The organism is Mesorhizobium sp. CNPSo 4689, assembly GCF_057784325.1.
This window is the reverse complement of sequence record NZ_JBWLUZ010000001.1, coordinates 441,508-457,419: the sequence shown is the minus strand read 5'-3', so window position 1 is coordinate 457,419 and position 15,912 is coordinate 441,508. Positions and strand designations below refer to the sequence as shown.

Sequence of the window (15,912 nt, the reverse complement as noted above, 5' to 3'; positions counted from 1 at the left end):
ACCGGCCGATACGCGTACGAAAAGGTTCCCTTTTCCCCCGAATACCGTTGGTCATGCGCAGGAAGACGAACTCAAGCAGTTCTCACAAACCCTTCGCTCGCCCTGAGCAGATTGCGTGTGTAATCCTTGGTCACCCTGTGGCCGATAAGCTGGCTCGCTGTAAGGTTCTCCACCGCCTCGCCATTCTGCATCACCATCAGCCGCTCGCACATATGGGTGACGATGGCGAGGTCGTGGCTGACCATCAGGAAGGTGAGCTTGCGCCGCCGCCGGATCTCTTCCAGCAGGTTGAGCACTTCGGCCTGCACCGAGGCGTCGAGCGCCGAGGTCGGCTCGTCGAGCAGCAGGATCGAAGGTTCGAGAATGAGCGCGCGCGCGATCGCCACGCGCTGGCGCTGGCCGCCGGAAAGCTGGTGCGCGTAGCGGAAGCGGAAACCGGTTCCGAGGCCCACCTCGTCCAGCGCGCGCTGAATGCGCTTCTCGCCATCAGCAAAGCCGTGGATGGCGAGCGGCTCCTGCAGCAGGCGGTCGACCGTCTGGCGTGGGTGCAGCGAGCCATAGGGGTCCTGGAAGACCATCTGCACCTCGCGGTAGAAGGCCTTGTCGCGGTGCGCCCCAAGCGTCTTGCCGTTGACGGCGATGGTTCCGGATGCGGCTGGTACCAGCCCGGCGATGGCTTTCAGCAGCGTCGACTTGCCGGAACCGCTCTCGCCGACCAGCCCGTAGGAGTCGCCTGATTTGACTTCGAGGCTGACGCCCTTCAGCGCGCGAAAGCGGTCGAAGACCACTTCCAGTCCGTCGATGGAAAGAGCCGCATTCATGCCGCCCACTCCGGCTTGCGGTCGAGCACCGGCAGCGGGTGTCGTTCGAAGCCGATCCTCGGCATGCAGTTGAGCAGGCCGCGCGTGTAGGGATGCTGCGCGTCGCGCAATTCCGACGCCTTCAGCTGCTCGACCACCTTGCCGGCATACATGACGATGACCCGGTCGCAGAAGGAGGAGACCAGGCGCAGATCGTGCGAAATGAAGATCAGCCCCATGCCGCGTTCGCTGACCAGCTTGTCTAGGATGCCGAGCACGTCGAGCTGCACGGTGACGTCGAGCGCCGAGGTCGGCTCGTCGGCGATCATCATCTCGGGGCCGGCGATCAGCATCATGGCGATCATAGCGCGCTGGCCCATGCCGCCCGAGACCTCGTGCGGATGCAGGTCGAAGACGCGGGCGGGATCGCGGATCTGCACCGCCTCCAGCATGGCGAGCGCGCGGTCGCGCGCTTCGGCCTTTCCGACCTTCTCATGCGTGCGCAGCGTCTCGACGATCTGGCGGCCGATGCTCATCACCGGGTCGAGCGAATATTTCGGATCCTGCAGGATCATGGCGATGCGTTTGCCGCGCAGCGCGCGGCGTTGGCGGGCCGGCGCCGCCAGCAGATCGATGCCGTCGAAGGTTAGTTTTTTCGCTGTCACCTCAGCCTGCGGCGGCGTCAAGCCCATGATAGCGCGGCCGGTCTGCGACTTGCCGGAGCCGCTCTCGCCGACGATGCCGAGCCGCTCGCGGCCGAGCGAGAAGGAAATGCCGCGCACCGCCTGGACCAGGCCGGTCCGGGTCGGGAAGTTGACGCGCAGGTCGTCGACCTCGAGAAGCGTGCTCATTGGTCGCCACTCCGAGGATCGAGCGCGTCGCGCAGGCCGTCGCCGAGCAGGTTGAAGCCGAGGCTGACGATGAGGATGGCGAAGCCCGGCGCGCCCGCCACCCACCATTGGTCGAGCACGAAGCGGCGGCCGGATGCGATCATGGCGCCCCATTCCGGCAGCGGCGGCTGCGCGCCGAGGCCGAGGAAGCCGAGACCGGCGGCTGTCAGGATGATGCCGGCCATGTCGAGCGTCACCCTAATGATCAGCGAGGAGATGCAGAGCGGCATGATGTGGCGGAGTACAATGCGGAACGGCGAGGCCCCCATCAATTGCACCGCCTTGATGTAGTCCGAATTGCGCACCGTCAGCGTTTCGGCGCGCGCGATGCGGGCGTAAGGCGGCCATGAGGTGATGGCGATGGCCAGCACCGCGTTCTCGATGCCGGGGCCAAGGGCGGCGACGAATGCCAGCGCCAGGATCAGCTTGGGGAATGCGAGGAAGATGTCGGTGATGCGCATTAGGATCGCATCGGTCCAGCCGCCGGCATAACCGGCGACGGTGCCGACCAGCAGGCCGATGGGTGCCGCGATGATGGCGACGAGAACGACGACGTAGAGCGTCCAGCGCGAGCCGTAGATGATGCGCGAATAGATGTCGCGGCCGAGATCGTCGGTGCCGAACCAGTGCGCGGCACTTGGCGCCAGCAGGCGAGAGCCCTTGAGGTCGCCAATGGTCGGCGAATAGGGCGCCAGCACGTCGGCGAAGGCCGCGACCACCAGCAGCCCGATGATGATGAGCAGCCCGACAAATGCCAGCCGGTTGGCGGAAAAGCGCCGCCAGGCCACATAGGCACGGCCTAGCCTTGCCTGCATGCGCGAGGCCGGCCGATTGCTGAGCAGCCAGTCGCGCCGGCTCTGGATTGCTTCCGCGCTCATCCTGCCTTGGTCCTTGGATCGAGCACCCGGTAGAGCAGGTCGGAGAAAAGATTGATGGCGATGAAGACCGAGCCGATGACGATGGTGCCGCCGAGCACGGCATTCATGTCGGCGTTCTGCAGCGAATTGGTGATGTAGAGGCCGATGCCCGGCCACGAGAACACCGTCTCGGTCAGCACCGAGCCTTCGAGCAACCCGGCATAAGAGAGCGCGATCACCGTGACCATCGGCACCGCAGCGTTGCGCAGTGCATGGGCCCAGATGATGCGCCGTTCCGACAGGCCCTTGGCGCGCGCGGCGACGATGTATTCCTGCGAAAGCTCGTTCAGCATGAAGGAGCGCGTCATGCGGCTGATATAGGCGAGGGAGAAGTAACCGAGCAGCGAGGCCGGCAGGATGATGTGGCGAAAGGCGTCGTAGAAGACATCCCACTGCCCCTGCATCGCCGCGTCGAGGAGATAGAAGCCGGTGATCGGCGTGAAGGTGTATTCGTAGACGACGTCGAGCCGCGCCGGGAAAGCCACCCACTGCAGCTTGGCGTAAAACAGGACAAGCCCGAGCAGGCCCAGCCAGAAGATCGGCACGGAATAGCCGATCAGGCCGATGATGCGCACGATCTGGTCTATAAGGCTGCCGCGCCGGACTGCCGCCAGCACGCCTAATGGCACGCCGATGACGGAACCGATCAGCGTGCCGAGCGTCGCCAGTTCGATGGTCGCCGGAAAGGCGCGGCGGATGTCGGTCATCACCGGGTTGGTGGTCAGCACCGAGGTGCCGAAATTGCCGTTCAGCGCGCCTTTCACGTAGATGTAGAACTGCTCGATCAGCGGCAGGTCGAGCCCCATCTCGCGGCGCGTCCGCTCGACGACATTGGCCGGCGCCCGGTCGCCGAGCACCGCCAGCACCGGATCGATCGGAATGACACGGCCGATGAAGAAGGTCACTGCGAGAAGACCGAGATAGGTCGTTATCGCAATGACCAGGAAGCGGCCGATCGATGATGCGATAGCGACGGCACGGGCGCTGCCGCGCCCCGCCGCCACTTCGTTTTCAACCGCACTCATGCGGCGCGTCCGCCAGCGTTACTCCTTGGAGACCGGGCCGACGAAGTTGGCGTCGAAGCTCGGGCCGAGCGCAAATCCCTTGAGGTTCTTGCGCAGGCCGGCCACTTCCAGCTGCTGGTGGATAACGACGAAGGGGCTGGTGTCGAGGATCTTCTTCTGCAGATCCTTGTACATGTCGGCGCGCTTGGCCGAATCCTTCTCCAGCAGCGCTGCCTCGGTTTGCTTGGTCAGGTCCGGGATGTCCCAGGCATTGCGCCAGGCGAGCGTCTTGATCTTGGCGGAGTCGGAATTGTCCGGGTTCGAGGCGAAAGTCTGGGCGTTGGAATTCGGATCGAAATAGTCCTGGCCCCACTGGCCGATATAAATGTCGTGGTTGCGGGCGCGGTATTTGGTCAGCGTCTGCTTGCCGTCACCGGGGATGATCTCGAGCTTGATGCCGGCCTGGCCCAGCGTCTGCTGGATCGATTCCGCCATGCCTGTCTCCGGCTGCTTGCTGCGCACGTCCATGGTCACGCTGAAGCCATCGGGCAGGCCGGCCTTGGCCAGCAATTCCTTGGCCTTGGCGACGTCGAGCTTGAACGGATTTTCGTCCAATTCACCGAGCACGCCCTTCGGCAGGAAGGTCTGGTGGATTTCGCCAATGCCCTTGAGGATGGTCGAGCTCAGCGCGTCATAGTCGACCAGATATTTGAAGGCCTGGCGGACCTCGGGCTTGGCGAGGTTCGGGTTCTTCTGGTTGAGGCTGATGTAGTAGACCGTGCCCTTCGGCGCGCTGGTGGTGGTGAGGTCGGCGTTCTTGGCGATGGCGTCGAGATCGTTTGGCTCGAGGTTGCGGGCAACGTCGATGTCGCCGGCCTCGAGCGCCAGGCGCTGCGCCGAGCTTTCCTTCATGTTGCGGTAGATGACACGGGCGAGCTTGGCCTTGTCGCCATTGTAATTGTCGTTGCGTTCAAGGACGACGGCCTCGTTGGCGCGCCATTCGCGCAGCTTGAACTGGCCGGAACCGGCATACCCTGTCTTCAGCCAGGCATTGCCGAAGTCATTGTCCCATTTGTAGTCGGCGCTCGGCGTCACCGCGGCGACATGTTCCTTGACCAGCTTGGCGTCGACCACCGAGGCGACGGTGGCCGACAGGCAGTTCAGCACGAAGCTCGGCGCGTAGGCCTTGTCGACGGTGAACTGGAAGGTGGTGTCGTCGACGGCCTTGGCCTTCTCGCCGACATTGTCGCCGCTGATGCCGAACTGGCTGATGATGAAGGCCGGGCTCTTGTCCAGCTTGACGGCGCGCTCGAAGGAATAGGCGACGTCGGCCGCCGTGATCGGGTTGCCGGAAGCGAATTTCAGGCCGGGCTTGAGCTTGAAGGTGTAGGTCAGGCCGTCGTCGGAAACGGTCCAGCTTTCGGCAAGATCGCCCTTGACCTTGGAGGTGTCGCTGAGGTCGAGGCGGACCAGGAGATCGTAGGTGTTGCCGGTGACCTCCGCGGTCGACAGTTCGAACGCCTCGCCTGGATCCATGGAGATGATGTCGTCGATCGCAAGACCTTCGACCAGCGTGTCGGCGGGCGTGACGGCAAACGCGGGTGCTACGAGCAGCGCGGACAGTGCCGCACCTGCAAGCAGGGCGCGTGAGCGGAGAGCAAACTTTTCCAGCATCATGGTGATCGTTCCCTGTTTTGTTGGTTTGTTGACCTGAGTTCCCGGCTCAGGATTGCAGAATTCTTTCGGGGCCGAACGACGGCCCCATGACCCTTTAGCGTCGTGGTTTTTGTCCAATTGGTCAACACCATACCCGGCGGTTTCCGAGCCGGCAACGAGGATTTGAAAGACAGCTTATTGGACCAGAATGGGCCGCAAGGGTCGACGCATATGCCGGCTAATCAATGCCGCCAATCGGGAAAAATCTGCTACTTCAGTGCCGCGACCAAGCCGGCATCCGGGAAGCAAGTTGCGGCCTGACCGTTTTTCGCCTGCCAGCTGCCGATTGAGCGGCGCGTCTTGAAGCCGGGCAGGCCGTCGGCGCTGCCGACATCGTAGCCCTCGGCCTCAAGTGCCCGCTGCAGGGCGGCGATGTCGGAGCGGTGCAGGCCGCCGACCGGCCCCCAACTGCCGGCAAAATTCGAGTCGCCATGGGCGATGCGGTCGGCGCCATGGCCGATGAACAGGGCGTAGAGGTCGCTGGTGTTGTATTCCTTCAGCACGTAGAAATTGGGCGTGACGATGAAGGCCGGGCCGCTGCGCCCGGCCGGCATCAGGAGAAAGCCCTCGGCCTTCAATTCGCTTGCCGGGAAGGCTTTCGTGCCGACGCGCCTGATGCCCATCGCCACCCATTCGGCGATCTTCTTGCCTTGGTCGGGTCCTTCGAGCGAGCAGGAGACTTTTTGCGGCACCGTCACCTCGAACCCCCAGCCGCGGTTCCTCACCCAGCCATAATGGACGAGATAGTTGGCGATCGAGGCCAGCACGTCAGGCGCCGAGTTCCAGATGTCGGGCCGGCCGTCGCCATCGAAGTCGACGGCGTGCTTCAGGAACGAAGTTGGCATGAATTGCGGCTGGCCGAGCGCGCCGGCCCAGGACGATTTCATCGCTGCGACCGGAGCCAGTCCGCGCTCGACGATCTCAAGTGCTGCCAGCACCTCGGTGCGGAAAAAATCCTTCTTCGTCGACATGAAGGCCTTGGTGCCCAGCACCTCGAAGGCGTCGTAAGGCATCTTGGCCGCGCCGAAGCCGCTTTCGCGACCCCAGATCGCCAGCAGCACCTCGCCCGGCACGCCATAGCGTTTCTCGAGCAATCCGAGCACCCGCGCATTGGCGCCCTCGCGCGTCCGTCCGCCAGCCGTGACGGCGCGAACGGTCTTTTCGGCGAAATAGGCGCCGGGCGACCCGAACTCGGACTGATGTTGTTTCTGCGGCGTCTTCGGCTTCTCGCCGGGCATCACAAGGTCGGGCAGCTTGAGGTTCGGCTTCACGCCGATGAAGGCCTCGTCGAAGGTTTTCTTGGAGATGCCCTTGGCCCTGGCCTCGGGCCAGAGGTCGTTCTGCAGCCAGGCGTAGAACTGGTCGTCGATCTTTGCCGCGGAGGCGGGGGTGACGAGGATGAGGGCAACAAGCGCTGCAAACAACGAAAGCAGAGCCAGCCTCAGAGATTGGAGTGCAATCGTTTCAGGAAAATCATCCATCACAGATCCTCCCCGCCAGTTGCGTCAAAACGCCGTCCGCGAGCGTAGCGCAGCAGCAAGCGTGCCTTCATCGAGATAATCAAGCTCGCCGCCGACCGGCACGCCATGCGCCAAACGAGTGACTTTAATTTCAAAGCCGGAAAGCTGATCGGTCAAATAGTGAGCCGTGGTCTGGCCCTCCACGGTGGCGTTGACGGCGAGGATCACCTCCTTTACCTCGCCACCCGCCACACGGTCTACCAGGGAGCGGATGTTGAGCTGTTCGGGGCCGATGCCGTCGAGCGGCGACAGCGTGCCGCCGAGCACGTGGTAGCGCACGTTCATGGCGGCTGCCCGCTCCAGCGCCCACAGGTCGGAGACATCCTCGACGACGATCAGCGTGGCGGCGTCGCGGCGCGGATCGGTGCAGATCATGCAGGGATCCGAGGTGTCGACATTGCCGCATGTGGTGCAGATGCGCACCTTGTCGGCCGCCTCGCCCATGGCGGCGGCGAGCGGCGACAAAAGCTGCTCCTTCTTCTTGATGAGATGAAGGGCGGCACGCCTGGCCGAACGGGGACCGAGCCCCGGCACCTTGGCCAGGAGCTGGATCAGGCGTTCGATCTCGGGACCGGCGATTCGCTTGGACATCGCACTGATCTAGGATTTTTCCGCGCGCTTTGAAACAGCGCAACGCCCATGCGTCCCCACGCCATACTGCCATTAGAGTCAGCCCGCCCAAAACGCCCAGCCAGGACGCTGGGCGCCGACCATTCCTTAGTAAGCTTCGAGCGGGCGGCTCTGGCTGACGATCATCGCGCCGATGGCATCGGTGTTCTCAGGCGTCGACTGGAACCCCATCGCCGCCTCTTGCGGCGCCGGGAACGAGGTGATGACCTGCTGGGGTGCGGGTCCGCCGAAACGGGAAGCGTCCGGTTCCTGCATGGGCTCCTGCATCGCCACAACGGTCTGCTTGGGCGGCGCGGATTTCACCGCCGCAGCGACGCGCGAGGATTTCGCCGGCTGCGCCACCGCTGCTGCAGTGACATAAGTTGCCTGGACGGGAACTGTCTTGTCGGCCGTCGCCCTGGCAGTCGTTGCCTTGACGGTGGTCGCTTTGACGCCGGGCAACGGCTCCGCGGAAGCAACGAGCGTCACCGGCGCAGTGGGCTCTGACTGCCGAGGCGTCACCGAGGCAACCATCGTCGTGGGCTCGTCCGGCAGCGGCTTCCAGTTGCGGCCGCGCTTCTCATAGAAGGCGTTGCCGCCCGCAACCATCGTGTAGTGCATGTTCTTGTAGGGGAAGCGCAGGCCGGCGGTGTGGAAGAACATCGTGTTCCTGAGCTTGGTCTTGCGCTCGCCCTTGAGCACCGCCTCGGCGGCTTCCTCGACATCGGGCATCGCCTTGGAGTTCATCGGCCGCGTCATCACGCCGGGGGCGAACTGGCCCTTCTCGCCAACGACTTCGCAGATGGTGTTGCCATGCTGGCCCGAGCGCAGCCGGTTCATCACCACCGTGCCGACGGCGATCATGCCGTCGCGGCTCGACCGGTTGGACTCGAAGAACATCGCCCGCTCCAGGCACTCCTTTTCCTTCGGCGTGTGGCCGTAGGCGCGTGTGCTGAGGAAGCTTGGCGTGATGGCATTGGTCAGGCTGGCGACCGACATGCCGTGCGTGGTGGTCTGGCTGCAACCGGCCAGGAACAGGGGAGAAGTGACGATGCTAAGCAGCAGCGGCGTCTTCCATCGCGTCGCGATCAACAAAAATGCCTCATTTTCAGCTGCCAGCCCGCCCCGAGATGTGGCAAGAATGAGACTCTTAACGGCAAAAAGATGGCTAAAGGATTAGCATTCGTGCAGCATAGGTAAAACTTTATAAATGCCCGGAAATGCCAGCGTGAACAAAGCCGGGGAAAGCCTTAACAACAGCCTCTGCGTCCAATTTTCGTTCATAATCAATTAACTGGTCGGAGCCGGCTCAGAACGGCAATTTCATTCCCGGCGGTATCGGCAAGCCTGCCGTCAGCGCCTTGGTTTTCTCCTGCATGACCTGCTCAACCTTATTTTTGGCGTCATTGTGGGCGGCGAGAAGCAGGTCCTCGAGAATCTCGACCTCGTCTTCCTTGAACAGCGACGGATCGATCTTCAGCGACTTCATCTCGAACTTGCCGGTCAGCGTAACACTGACCAGGCCGCCGCCGGCCTGGCCGGTGGCTTCCAGCGTGGCGATCTCGTCCTGCATGGCCTGGAACTTGGCCTGCATTTCCTTCGCCTTGCCCATCAGGCCGAGAAGATCTTTCATCGTTAGGTCCTCAGTTTCAGTTTTCTTCGTCGTCCGCCGCTGGCTCGACCGGCAGGTCGGCATCGGCATCGTCGACTTCCGGCACGTCGGGAATGCGTACGTCGATGATCTTAGCGCCGGGAAAGCGCGCCAGGATGGCGGCGACGGTCGGATCGCTCTTGGCATCGAGGAAGGCGTTTTCGCGTTTCGTCGATTCCATCTCGGCCATTGTCTGGCCGCCGGTTTCCTTCGACAGCGACACCAGCCAGTTGCGGCCGGTCCAGGCGCGCAGCTTGGTCGTCAGCTCGTTGAGCAGCATCTTCGGCGCGTCGTCGGTCAGGCTGACGTCGATGCGGCCGGGCTCGATGCGCACCAGGCGCACGCAGCGCTTGATCAGCACCTTGAAGGCGATGTCGCGATGCGTGTCGGCCAAGGCGGCGATATCGGCGAGCGATTTCACCGGAACAGCCGGCGCCTCCGCGACGGGTTCCGGCGCCGGCACGAAAGCCGCGGGCATTGGCTCGGTCTCGACCAGCCGCATGGTCTGTGCGCCACCGCCGGTCGTCGGCATGCGCGTCTGCGCAACCGCGCTGGCGCCGCTACCATTGCCGGGATTTGCGGGGGCTCCATTCGAGCGCGGCGCGCTATTGGGGACCGCTGCGGCGCCTTCCAGCGACTTCAGCGCCTCGTCCAGCGTCGGCAGGTCGGCGGCGTGCGCGAGACGGATCAGCACCATTTCGGCAGCGCTGACCGGCCGGTTGGACGACTGCACCTCGGGGATGCCTTTCAGAAGCATCTGCCATGTCCTAGACAGCACCCTGACCGACAGCGTCCCGGCGAAGTCGGTGCCGCGCCGGCGCTCATCCTCGGACAGCGAGGCGTCATCCAGCGCCGTCGGCACGAAGCGCAGCCGGGTAACCAGATGATTGAACTCGGCGAGGTCGGTGAGCACCGCGGCCGGATCGGCGCCAGTGTCGTATTGGTTGCGGAATTCGGCCAGTGCCGCCGCGACGTCGCCCTTCATGACATGCTCGAACAGGTCGACGATGCGGGCGCGGTCGGCCAGGCCAAGCATGGCGCGCACGGCTTCGGCGCTGACCGCGCCGCTGCCATGGGCGATCGCCTGGTCGAGGATGGAAAGCGAATCGCGGGCCGAGCCTTCGGCGGCGCGAGCGATCATCGCCAGCGCGTCGTCGTCAACCGCAATGCCTTCCTTGCCGGCAATGGACGTCAGATGCGCGACCAGTGCGCTGGCGTCGATGCGCCTGAGATCGAAACGCTGGCAGCGCGACAGAACCGTGATCGGCACCTTGCGGATTTCGGTGGTGGCGAAGATGAATTTGACATGCGGCGGCGGCTCTTCCAGCGTCTTCAAGAGGCCGTTGAAGGCCTGGGTGGAGAGCATGTGCACTTCGTCGATGATGTAGACCTTGTAGCGAGCCGACACCGGCGCGTAGCGGACGCGCTCGATGATGTCCCTGATGTCGTCGATGCCGGTGTGCGAGGCGGCGTCCATCTCGATGACGTCGACATGGCGGCCTTCCATGATCGCCTGGCAATGCTCGCCCAGAACGGCAAGGTCGACAGACGGCTGGTCGACGGTGGCGGTCTTGTAGTTGAGGGCGCGTGCCAGGATGCGTGCCGTCGTCGTCTTGCCGACACCGCGCACGCCGGTCAGCATCCAGGCCTGGGCGATGCGGCCGGAGGCGAAGGCATTGGTCAGCGTGCGGACCATCGGCTCCTGGCCGATCAGCTCGGAGAAATTCGAAGGCCGGTATTTGCGCGCCAGGACGCGATAGGCGCCGGCCTTGCCTGTCTGCGGACTTTCAGGCCCCAAATTTCCGGCTTCGCTCATTCGCCGTCAAAGCTCCCAGGACCGCGACGGAAGGCGGCCGATTCCTGCGCATAGTTTCGCCCGCACGGCTTGGCGCCGTCAATGTCGCGACAGAAAGGCGAAGAGGCGGGAGGCTGGAACAATGACCCGTTCCGGGCTCGTTAGGGCTGCTTCCTTCCGGACCTGACCCGGTTGGCGAGTGGATCGTCCACCACCAACCTCCCAGGCTCCATATCGGCAATTCGGCGATGAAATGCAAGGGCGCACGAGAATCGGCGCCACGAAGCCGGAAGGTTCTTCGCCCGACAGGCCTTCAAATCCGCAATACCGGCCAATGAATCGCTTGCAGCCCCCTTGCAGCCGCTCTAGCGTTCATGAGTCAAAAAAGCGCTGCAAAGCCCATAAAAATGAGGAAAACGCCGATGCTGCCGGGCCTCAAGGCCGGATTCACGCTCGACGCCAGGCTGGAGGCGGACAGCGAGCAGCTGATGTGGCTCGGCCTGTGCGAACTCAGGGTCATGAACGACCGCCGCTGGCCATGGCTGATCCTGGTGCCGCAGCGGCCGGGCGTGGAAGAAATCCACGACATGACGCCGCTCGACCAAGCCATGCTGACCTTCGAGACCAACATGGTGGCGCAGGCGCTGAAAAGGACCACCGGCTGCACCAAGATCAACACCGGCGCGCTCGGCAATATCGTGCGCCAGCTGCACGTCCATGTCATCGCGCGCTCGGAGGGCGATCCCGGCTGGCCGGGGCCGGTCTGGGGGCACGGCATGCGCGAGCCCTACCAACGCTCCGACATCCGCCGGTTTGCCCAAACGATCAAGGCGGCGTTATAAGCTGACCCCTGAGTCCATCCTGAGCAATTCTGAGTCTCCATGAGCTTCCGCCTGTTTGACGCGCCCTTGCGCGAGCCGAGCCAGTTCGTCGGCTTTGCCGGCAACACGATCGACCGGCAGTCCGAGAACCGCGCCGACGATTCCGTCGAAAAGTCGCTGGCCGACCCTTCGGCAAGGCTTTTGCTGATGCATGGCGGCCGGCTTTACCTGAAGCTGAGCGACGGTGCGTTCGACCCATGGTTCCATGTAGCCGAAAGCGGGCTGCTGCAGCCTTCCTTTGCACAAGGTGTCCTGCTCGGCTTTTCCGAGAGCGGCCCGGTGCTTGCCGTGCCGGTCGGGATAGAACCCGAGCAGCTTCCCGAAACGATCAAGGCCATCGACTACCGCTCGGTCTATATGCAAGGTCTGATCGACGAGGCGGCGGCCGGCGCGCTAGCGCAAGGCGCGGCCTTGCTGGCCTGGCATGCCAGCCATCGCTTCTGCAGCAAATGCGGCAATGAATCCGAAATGCGGGCGGGCGGCTACAAGCGGCACTGCCCGGCCTGCGGCACCGAGCATTTCCCGCGCACCGACCCGGTGGCGATCATGCTGACGGTGACGCCGGAAAAATGCCTGCTCGGTCGCGGCCGGCATTTCGGGCCGGGCATGTATTCGGCGCTCGCCGGCTTCATCGAGCCGGGTGAAACGATCGAGGCGGCGGTGCGCCGCGAAACGCTGGAAGAGGCCGGCATCCGGCTGGGCCGCGTCGTCTACCACGCCAGCCAGCCCTGGCCGTTCCCCTATTCGCTGATGATCGGCTGCTTCGGCGAACCGCTCAACGACGACATTCAGGCCGACCTCAATGAGCTCGAAGACTGCCGCTGGTTCTACCGCGACGAGGTGCGGCTAATGCTAACCCGCGAGCATGAGGGCGGCCTGATCACACCGCCGAAAGGGGCGATCGCCCACCACCTCATCCGTGCATGGGTCGATAGCGAGTAGGAGCAGAAAAATGATCCGTCATACCGTCGTGTTCACGCTGAAGCATGCGCCGCATTCGCTGGAGGAAAAGAGGTTCCTCGCCGACGCCAAGAGGATCCTCACCGCGATCAAGGGCGTCACCCATTTCGAGCAGTTGCGGCAGGTCAGCCCGAAGAACGACTATCGCTTCGGCTTCTCGATGGAGTTCGCCGACCAGGCCGCCTATACGCGGTACAACGACCACCCCGATCACGTCGCCTTCGTCCGCGACCGTTGGCTGCCGGAGGTCGAGGCGTTCATGGAGATCGACTACGTGCCGCTCGGCTGGAGCTAGGATCCCGCCCAAAGTGGCCACGCGAAGCCACAACGAAGCGGCAGCTATCGAGCGCGAAACTCACCTTCTGGCGGTCTTTGGAGAATGGTTTCGATCTCAGCCATCACGGTCTCTGACAGCGGCCCAAATTCCATCGCCGCGGCGTTCTCGACAGCCTGCCTGGGCGTTTTTGCGCCAGGGATGGGGTGAATGTCGCCACCTTTCGACAGCAGCCAGCACAAGGCCCCCTGACCGAGCGTCCGCCCACCAGTGGTGAGCAGATCGCGGATTGCATCGATCTGCCTGGTCAAGTCGTAACGGGCGCGCGAAGCTTCAAAGTATAGCTGCCAATCGGCAGGAACCGACCTGACATCGTCCGATGGAACCGACCGTCCATCCGAGAATTTCCCCGTCAACACGCCCATGGCGAGCGGCGACCGGATCAGCTGCGCCAAGCCGTTGTCACATGCGGTTTTGCAAATGGACGGCGCATCGAAGAAGACGTTCATCGCATGCTGGACCGTTGAAAAGCCGCTCCGGTCAGCGAAGGCTTCGACGCTTGGCGGAAAGTCCGTGCTCCAGCCATAGCTTCGAATATCGCCAGCCTGGACAAGTTGCTCCAGGACCTCGAACGCTGGTGCCGCATCTTCGATCGCAAGATCATTGAGGTGAAGCAACATCACGTCGATGCAATCGCGGCCCAGTCGGCGGAGGCTCTCAGCAACCGACCAGCGCACATAGTCGGGGGCGAACCTCGGGCCGGTCATCTGGCGGGAAACCCGATCGAAGGAATGGCCGAATTTCGACACGATAATTGCTTCCGAACGGCCGGCGAGCGCCTCGCCCAAAAGCTCCTCCGAGTGGCCGGCTCCATACACCGCCGACGTATCGAAGAGCCGAATTCCACCATCCCATGCCGCATGAATGGTTTCCACGGATTGGCTGTCGTCAGCGCCGGAATATCCGACCGGTGTCTCTCCTGACCAGAAGTGACCGCCGATTGCCCAGCAGCCCATGCCGATCCGCGATCCCAGGTGAATTCTCATTGCCATATCATGTTCTCCGCAGGCCACCCGGTCTTGATATGGCGCCAGACCGACCTCAGATGGGAGTCGGCAAAAATGGAGAGGGCAGTGCATGAATGAAACAGATATCGACTGGTCTGATCTGAGGATCTTTCTGGCGGTTGCGCGCGATGGGAGCCTTTCGTCCGCAGCCAAGGCTGTAGGTCAGAGTGCGGCGACGCTGAGCCGGCATGTCGTCGATCTTGAGCGGGCATTGGGCGCCGAGTTGTTCTCTCGGCTGCCATCCGGCTATGAGTTGACGGCGGCAGGTCGAGCGCTGACATCGCAGGCAGAGACCATCGAGCAACGGTTCCTGGATATCGCCAGGGAGTTCTCGCGACGAAACGTGTCGGCGCCCATCCGTGTGTCCGCCGGCACCTGGATGACCTGGTACCTGGCACGCAACATCGAAAAACTGGGGCTGAGCGACCGGAATATTGTCTTCAGCGCCGTTGAAGAGGTGCAGAGCATAGGCAGGCGCGAGGCATTGATCGGGATTCGGAACCGGAGGCCGTCCGAGCCGGGAGTTGCGGCTCGCAGGACAAAGACCGTCGCATTTGCTCCCTACGCGCATCCGAATGCGGTTCGAAAGGCTGATTGGATCGCGGCTACGGTGAACACGCCATCGGCAATCTGGGTGCGCGCCAACAGACGAGATCAAATACGCTTTGAAGTCACTCAGCCGCGCTCGCTCCTCGACCTCGCGCTTGCCGGCGCCGGCCATGTGGTATTGCCCTGCTTCGTTGGCGACGCCCACAACGATCTGGTTCGCACCGATGATGTGATCGAGGATCTGTCACATGAACAGTGGCTGGTGGTGCATGGCGATGATCGCAAATTGCCGGAGGTACGCGCGACGATCGACAGGATCGCACGGCTCATTGGTTCGGATCGATCCTTCGACGGCAAGAGCTGAGCGTGCGCAGTCCACCGACCGCGGACGATCCCGTTCAAACGAGGGAGCTAGTCGGCCACCTTCCACTGCTCGCGTGACTGGCTGGCAGGATAGACGCCGAGGATGCGCATTTCGCGCGAGAAGAAGCGCAGCTCGTCGAGCGCCAGCTTGACCAGCGGATCGTCGGGATGGCCCTCGATATCGGCGTAGAACAGCGTCGCGGTGAAGGCGCCGAGCTGATAGCTCTCGAGCTTGGTCATGTTGATGCCGTTGGTGGCGAAACCGCCCATGGCCTTGTAGAGCGCGGCCGGCACGTTGCGGACGCGGAAGATGAAGGTTGTCATCATCTTGACGTCCGGCGCCGGGCGCTCAGCCCAGTGCTTGTTCTTGGTCAGCACGACGAAGCGGGTGACGTTCGAGTCGGTGTCCTCGACATTTTTCTCGATGATATCGAGCCCGTAGAGCTCTGCGGCCAGCGCCGGGGCGAGCGACGCCATGGTGCGGTCCTTGACCTCGGAAACCAGCTTCGCCGAACCCGCCGTGTCGCCGGCGACCACCGGCTTCCAGCCATTCTTGCGGATGTATTTGCGGCACTGACCGAGCGCATGGATGTGGCTGTGCACGGTCTTGATCTCTTCGCGCTTCACACCCGGCAGCACCATCAGCTGGAAGTGGATCGGCAGGAAATATTCGCCGACGATGTGCAGCTTCGATTCCGGCAGCAGATGATGGATGTCGGCGACGCGCCCGGCGATGGTGTTCTCGATCGGGATCATGGCGAGCTCGGCCTTGCCGGTCTCGACCGCGTTGAAGGCATCCTCGAAGGTCGGGCACGGCAACGGTTCCATCGCCGGGAACATGTTGCGGGAGGCGGTGTCGGAATTGGCGCCCGGCTCGCCCTGGAAGGATATTCTGTTGGTCTTTTCAGGCATGCCC

16 protein-coding genes and 1 other RNA gene are annotated in these 15,912 nt (G+C 63.3%); 4 read left to right on the top strand and 13 right to left on the bottom strand.

Features of this window, described 5'->3' with window-relative positions:
- Positions 1-71 precede the first annotated feature (71 nt).
- From AC04SI_RS02095 to ffs, 11 genes are all read right to left on the bottom strand, one after another.
- On the bottom strand, positions 72-821 hold the full coding sequence (locus tag AC04SI_RS02095) for an ABC transporter ATP-binding protein (RefSeq protein ID WP_404275246.1): 750 nt from the start codon (positions 819-821) through the stop codon (positions 72-74).
- Complete coding sequence (locus AC04SI_RS02090; protein ID WP_404275245.1) at positions 818-1,651, bottom strand: ABC transporter ATP-binding protein; 834 nt, start codon at positions 1,649-1,651, stop codon at positions 818-820. Before AC04SI_RS02090 ends, AC04SI_RS02095 begins: the two co-directional genes overlap by 4 nt.
- The gene (gene nikC, locus AC04SI_RS02085) at positions 1,648-2,568 is read right to left on the bottom strand and encodes a nickel transporter permease (protein WP_488473844.1); all 921 of its coding nucleotides are present in this window, start codon (positions 2,566-2,568) and stop codon (positions 1,648-1,650) included. The genes AC04SI_RS02090 and nikC overlap by 4 nt, the downstream gene beginning before the upstream one ends.
- On the bottom strand, positions 2,565-3,632 hold the full coding sequence (locus tag AC04SI_RS02080) for an ABC transporter permease (RefSeq protein WP_404275243.1): 1,068 nt from the start codon (positions 3,630-3,632) through the stop codon (positions 2,565-2,567). Before AC04SI_RS02080 ends, nikC begins: the two co-directional genes overlap by 4 nt.
- Before the next feature lie 18 nt (positions 3,633-3,650).
- Positions 3,651-5,288, bottom strand: a complete 1,638-nt coding sequence (locus tag AC04SI_RS02075) for an ABC transporter substrate-binding protein (RefSeq protein ID WP_488473843.1) — start codon at positions 5,286-5,288, stop codon at positions 3,651-3,653.
- Between the two features lie 248 nt (positions 5,289-5,536).
- Positions 5,537-6,808, bottom strand: coding sequence for a lytic murein transglycosylase (locus AC04SI_RS02070; protein WP_404275239.1), 1,272 nt, complete (start codon positions 6,806-6,808; stop codon positions 5,537-5,539).
- A 24-nt stretch (positions 6,809-6,832) separates the two neighbouring features.
- A complete protein-coding gene (recR, locus tag AC04SI_RS02065) occupies positions 6,833-7,438 on the bottom strand; it encodes a recombination mediator RecR (protein WP_006199390.1) in 606 nt (201 codons plus the stop codon).
- A gap of 126 nt (positions 7,439-7,564) precedes the next feature.
- Positions 7,565-8,548 carry a cell wall hydrolase gene (locus AC04SI_RS02060; RefSeq protein WP_404275237.1) on the bottom strand — a complete coding sequence of 328 codons (984 nt, stop codon included), beginning with the start codon at positions 8,546-8,548 and terminating at the stop codon, positions 7,565-7,567.
- Positions 8,549-8,765: 217 nt separating this feature from the next.
- Complete coding sequence (locus tag AC04SI_RS02055; RefSeq protein ID WP_006199387.1) at positions 8,766-9,089, bottom strand: YbaB/EbfC family nucleoid-associated protein; 324 nt, start codon at positions 9,087-9,089, stop codon at positions 8,766-8,768.
- A 16-nt stretch (positions 9,090-9,105) separates the two neighbouring features.
- On the bottom strand, positions 9,106-10,923 hold the full coding sequence (locus tag AC04SI_RS02050; RefSeq protein ID WP_488473842.1) for a DNA polymerase III subunit gamma/tau: 1,818 nt from the start codon (positions 10,921-10,923) through the stop codon (positions 9,106-9,108).
- 105 nt (positions 10,924-11,028) lie between these two features.
- An RNA gene (gene ffs, locus AC04SI_RS02045) (signal recognition particle sRNA small type) lies at positions 11,029-11,125 on the bottom strand.
- A 199-nt stretch (positions 11,126-11,324) separates the two neighbouring features.
- Between ffs and AC04SI_RS02040 the strand changes: the two genes are divergently transcribed.
- The 3 genes from AC04SI_RS02040 to AC04SI_RS02030 are packed head-to-tail and all read left to right on the top strand — an operon-like array spanning position 11,325 to position 13,038.
- The gene (locus AC04SI_RS02040; protein WP_404275234.1) at positions 11,325-11,744 is read left to right on the top strand and encodes an HIT domain-containing protein; all 420 of its coding nucleotides are present in this window, start codon (positions 11,325-11,327) and stop codon (positions 11,742-11,744) included.
- 39 nt (positions 11,745-11,783) lie between these two features.
- Entirely contained in the window at positions 11,784-12,725 is a 942-nt protein-coding gene (gene nudC, locus AC04SI_RS02035) for an NAD(+) diphosphatase (RefSeq protein WP_404275232.1), read from the top strand.
- 10 nt (positions 12,726-12,735) lie between these two features.
- A complete protein-coding gene (locus AC04SI_RS02030; protein WP_404275230.1) occupies positions 12,736-13,038 on the top strand; it encodes a Dabb family protein in 303 nt (100 codons plus the stop codon).
- Between the two features lie 44 nt (positions 13,039-13,082).
- On the opposite strand, the gene AC04SI_RS02025 is transcribed toward AC04SI_RS02030, so the two are convergent.
- Entirely contained in the window at positions 13,083-14,069 is a 987-nt protein-coding gene (locus AC04SI_RS02025) for an aldo/keto reductase (protein ID WP_488473841.1), read from the bottom strand.
- Between the two features lie 85 nt (positions 14,070-14,154).
- Here AC04SI_RS02025 and AC04SI_RS02020 point away from each other — a divergent pair, with 85 nt between their 5' ends.
- Positions 14,155-14,997, top strand: coding sequence for a LysR family transcriptional regulator (locus AC04SI_RS02020; RefSeq protein ID WP_404275228.1), 843 nt, complete (start codon positions 14,155-14,157; stop codon positions 14,995-14,997).
- Positions 14,998-15,044: 47 nt separating this feature from the next.
- Here AC04SI_RS02020 and AC04SI_RS02015 read toward each other — a convergent pair whose 3' ends face one another.
- A complete protein-coding gene (locus AC04SI_RS02015) occupies positions 15,045-15,908 on the bottom strand; it encodes a prephenate dehydratase (RefSeq protein ID WP_404275227.1) in 864 nt (287 codons plus the stop codon).
- Positions 15,909-15,912 lie beyond the last annotated feature (4 nt).

Bases quoted from the DNA above. Each gene is read 5' to 3' on its own strand.
- AC04SI_RS02070 (WP_404275239.1), bottom strand. From the start codon at position 6,808: ATGGATGATTTTCCTGAAACGATTGCACTCCAATCTCTGAGGCTGGCT.
- AC04SI_RS02025 (WP_488473841.1), bottom strand. From the start codon at position 14,069: ATGGCAATGAGAATTCACCTGGGATCGCGGATCGGCATGGGCTGCTGG.
- AC04SI_RS02075 (WP_488473843.1), bottom strand. From the start codon at position 5,288: ATGATGCTGGAAAAGTTTGCTCTCCGCTCACGCGCCCTGCTTGCAGGT.
- nudC (WP_404275232.1), top strand. From the start codon at position 11,784: ATGAGCTTCCGCCTGTTTGACGCGCCCTTGCGCGAGCCGAGCCAGTTC.
- AC04SI_RS02015 (WP_404275227.1), bottom strand. From the start codon at position 15,908: ATGCCTGAAAAGACCAACAGAATATCCTTCCAGGGCGAGCCGGGCGCC.
- AC04SI_RS02055 (WP_006199387.1), bottom strand. From the start codon at position 9,089: ATGAAAGATCTTCTCGGCCTGATGGGCAAGGCGAAGGAAATGCAGGCC.
- AC04SI_RS02095 (WP_404275246.1), bottom strand. From the start codon at position 821: ATGAATGCGGCTCTTTCCATCGACGGACTGGAAGTGGTCTTCGACCGC.
- AC04SI_RS02080 (WP_404275243.1), bottom strand. From the start codon at position 3,632: ATGAGTGCGGTTGAAAACGAAGTGGCGGCGGGGCGCGGCAGCGCCCGT.
- nikC (WP_488473844.1), bottom strand. From the start codon at position 2,568: ATGAGCGCGGAAGCAATCCAGAGCCGGCGCGACTGGCTGCTCAGCAAT.
- AC04SI_RS02040 (WP_404275234.1), top strand. From the start codon at position 11,325: ATGCTGCCGGGCCTCAAGGCCGGATTCACGCTCGACGCCAGGCTGGAG.
- recR (WP_006199390.1), bottom strand. From the start codon at position 7,438: ATGTCCAAGCGAATCGCCGGTCCCGAGATCGAACGCCTGATCCAGCTC.
- AC04SI_RS02050 (WP_488473842.1), bottom strand. From the start codon at position 10,923: ATGAGCGAAGCCGGAAATTTGGGGCCTGAAAGTCCGCAGACAGGCAAG.
- AC04SI_RS02030 (WP_404275230.1), top strand. From the start codon at position 12,736: ATGATCCGTCATACCGTCGTGTTCACGCTGAAGCATGCGCCGCATTCG.
- AC04SI_RS02020 (WP_404275228.1), top strand. From the start codon at position 14,155: ATGAATGAAACAGATATCGACTGGTCTGATCTGAGGATCTTTCTGGCG.
- AC04SI_RS02090 (WP_404275245.1), bottom strand. From the start codon at position 1,651: ATGAGCACGCTTCTCGAGGTCGACGACCTGCGCGTCAACTTCCCGACC.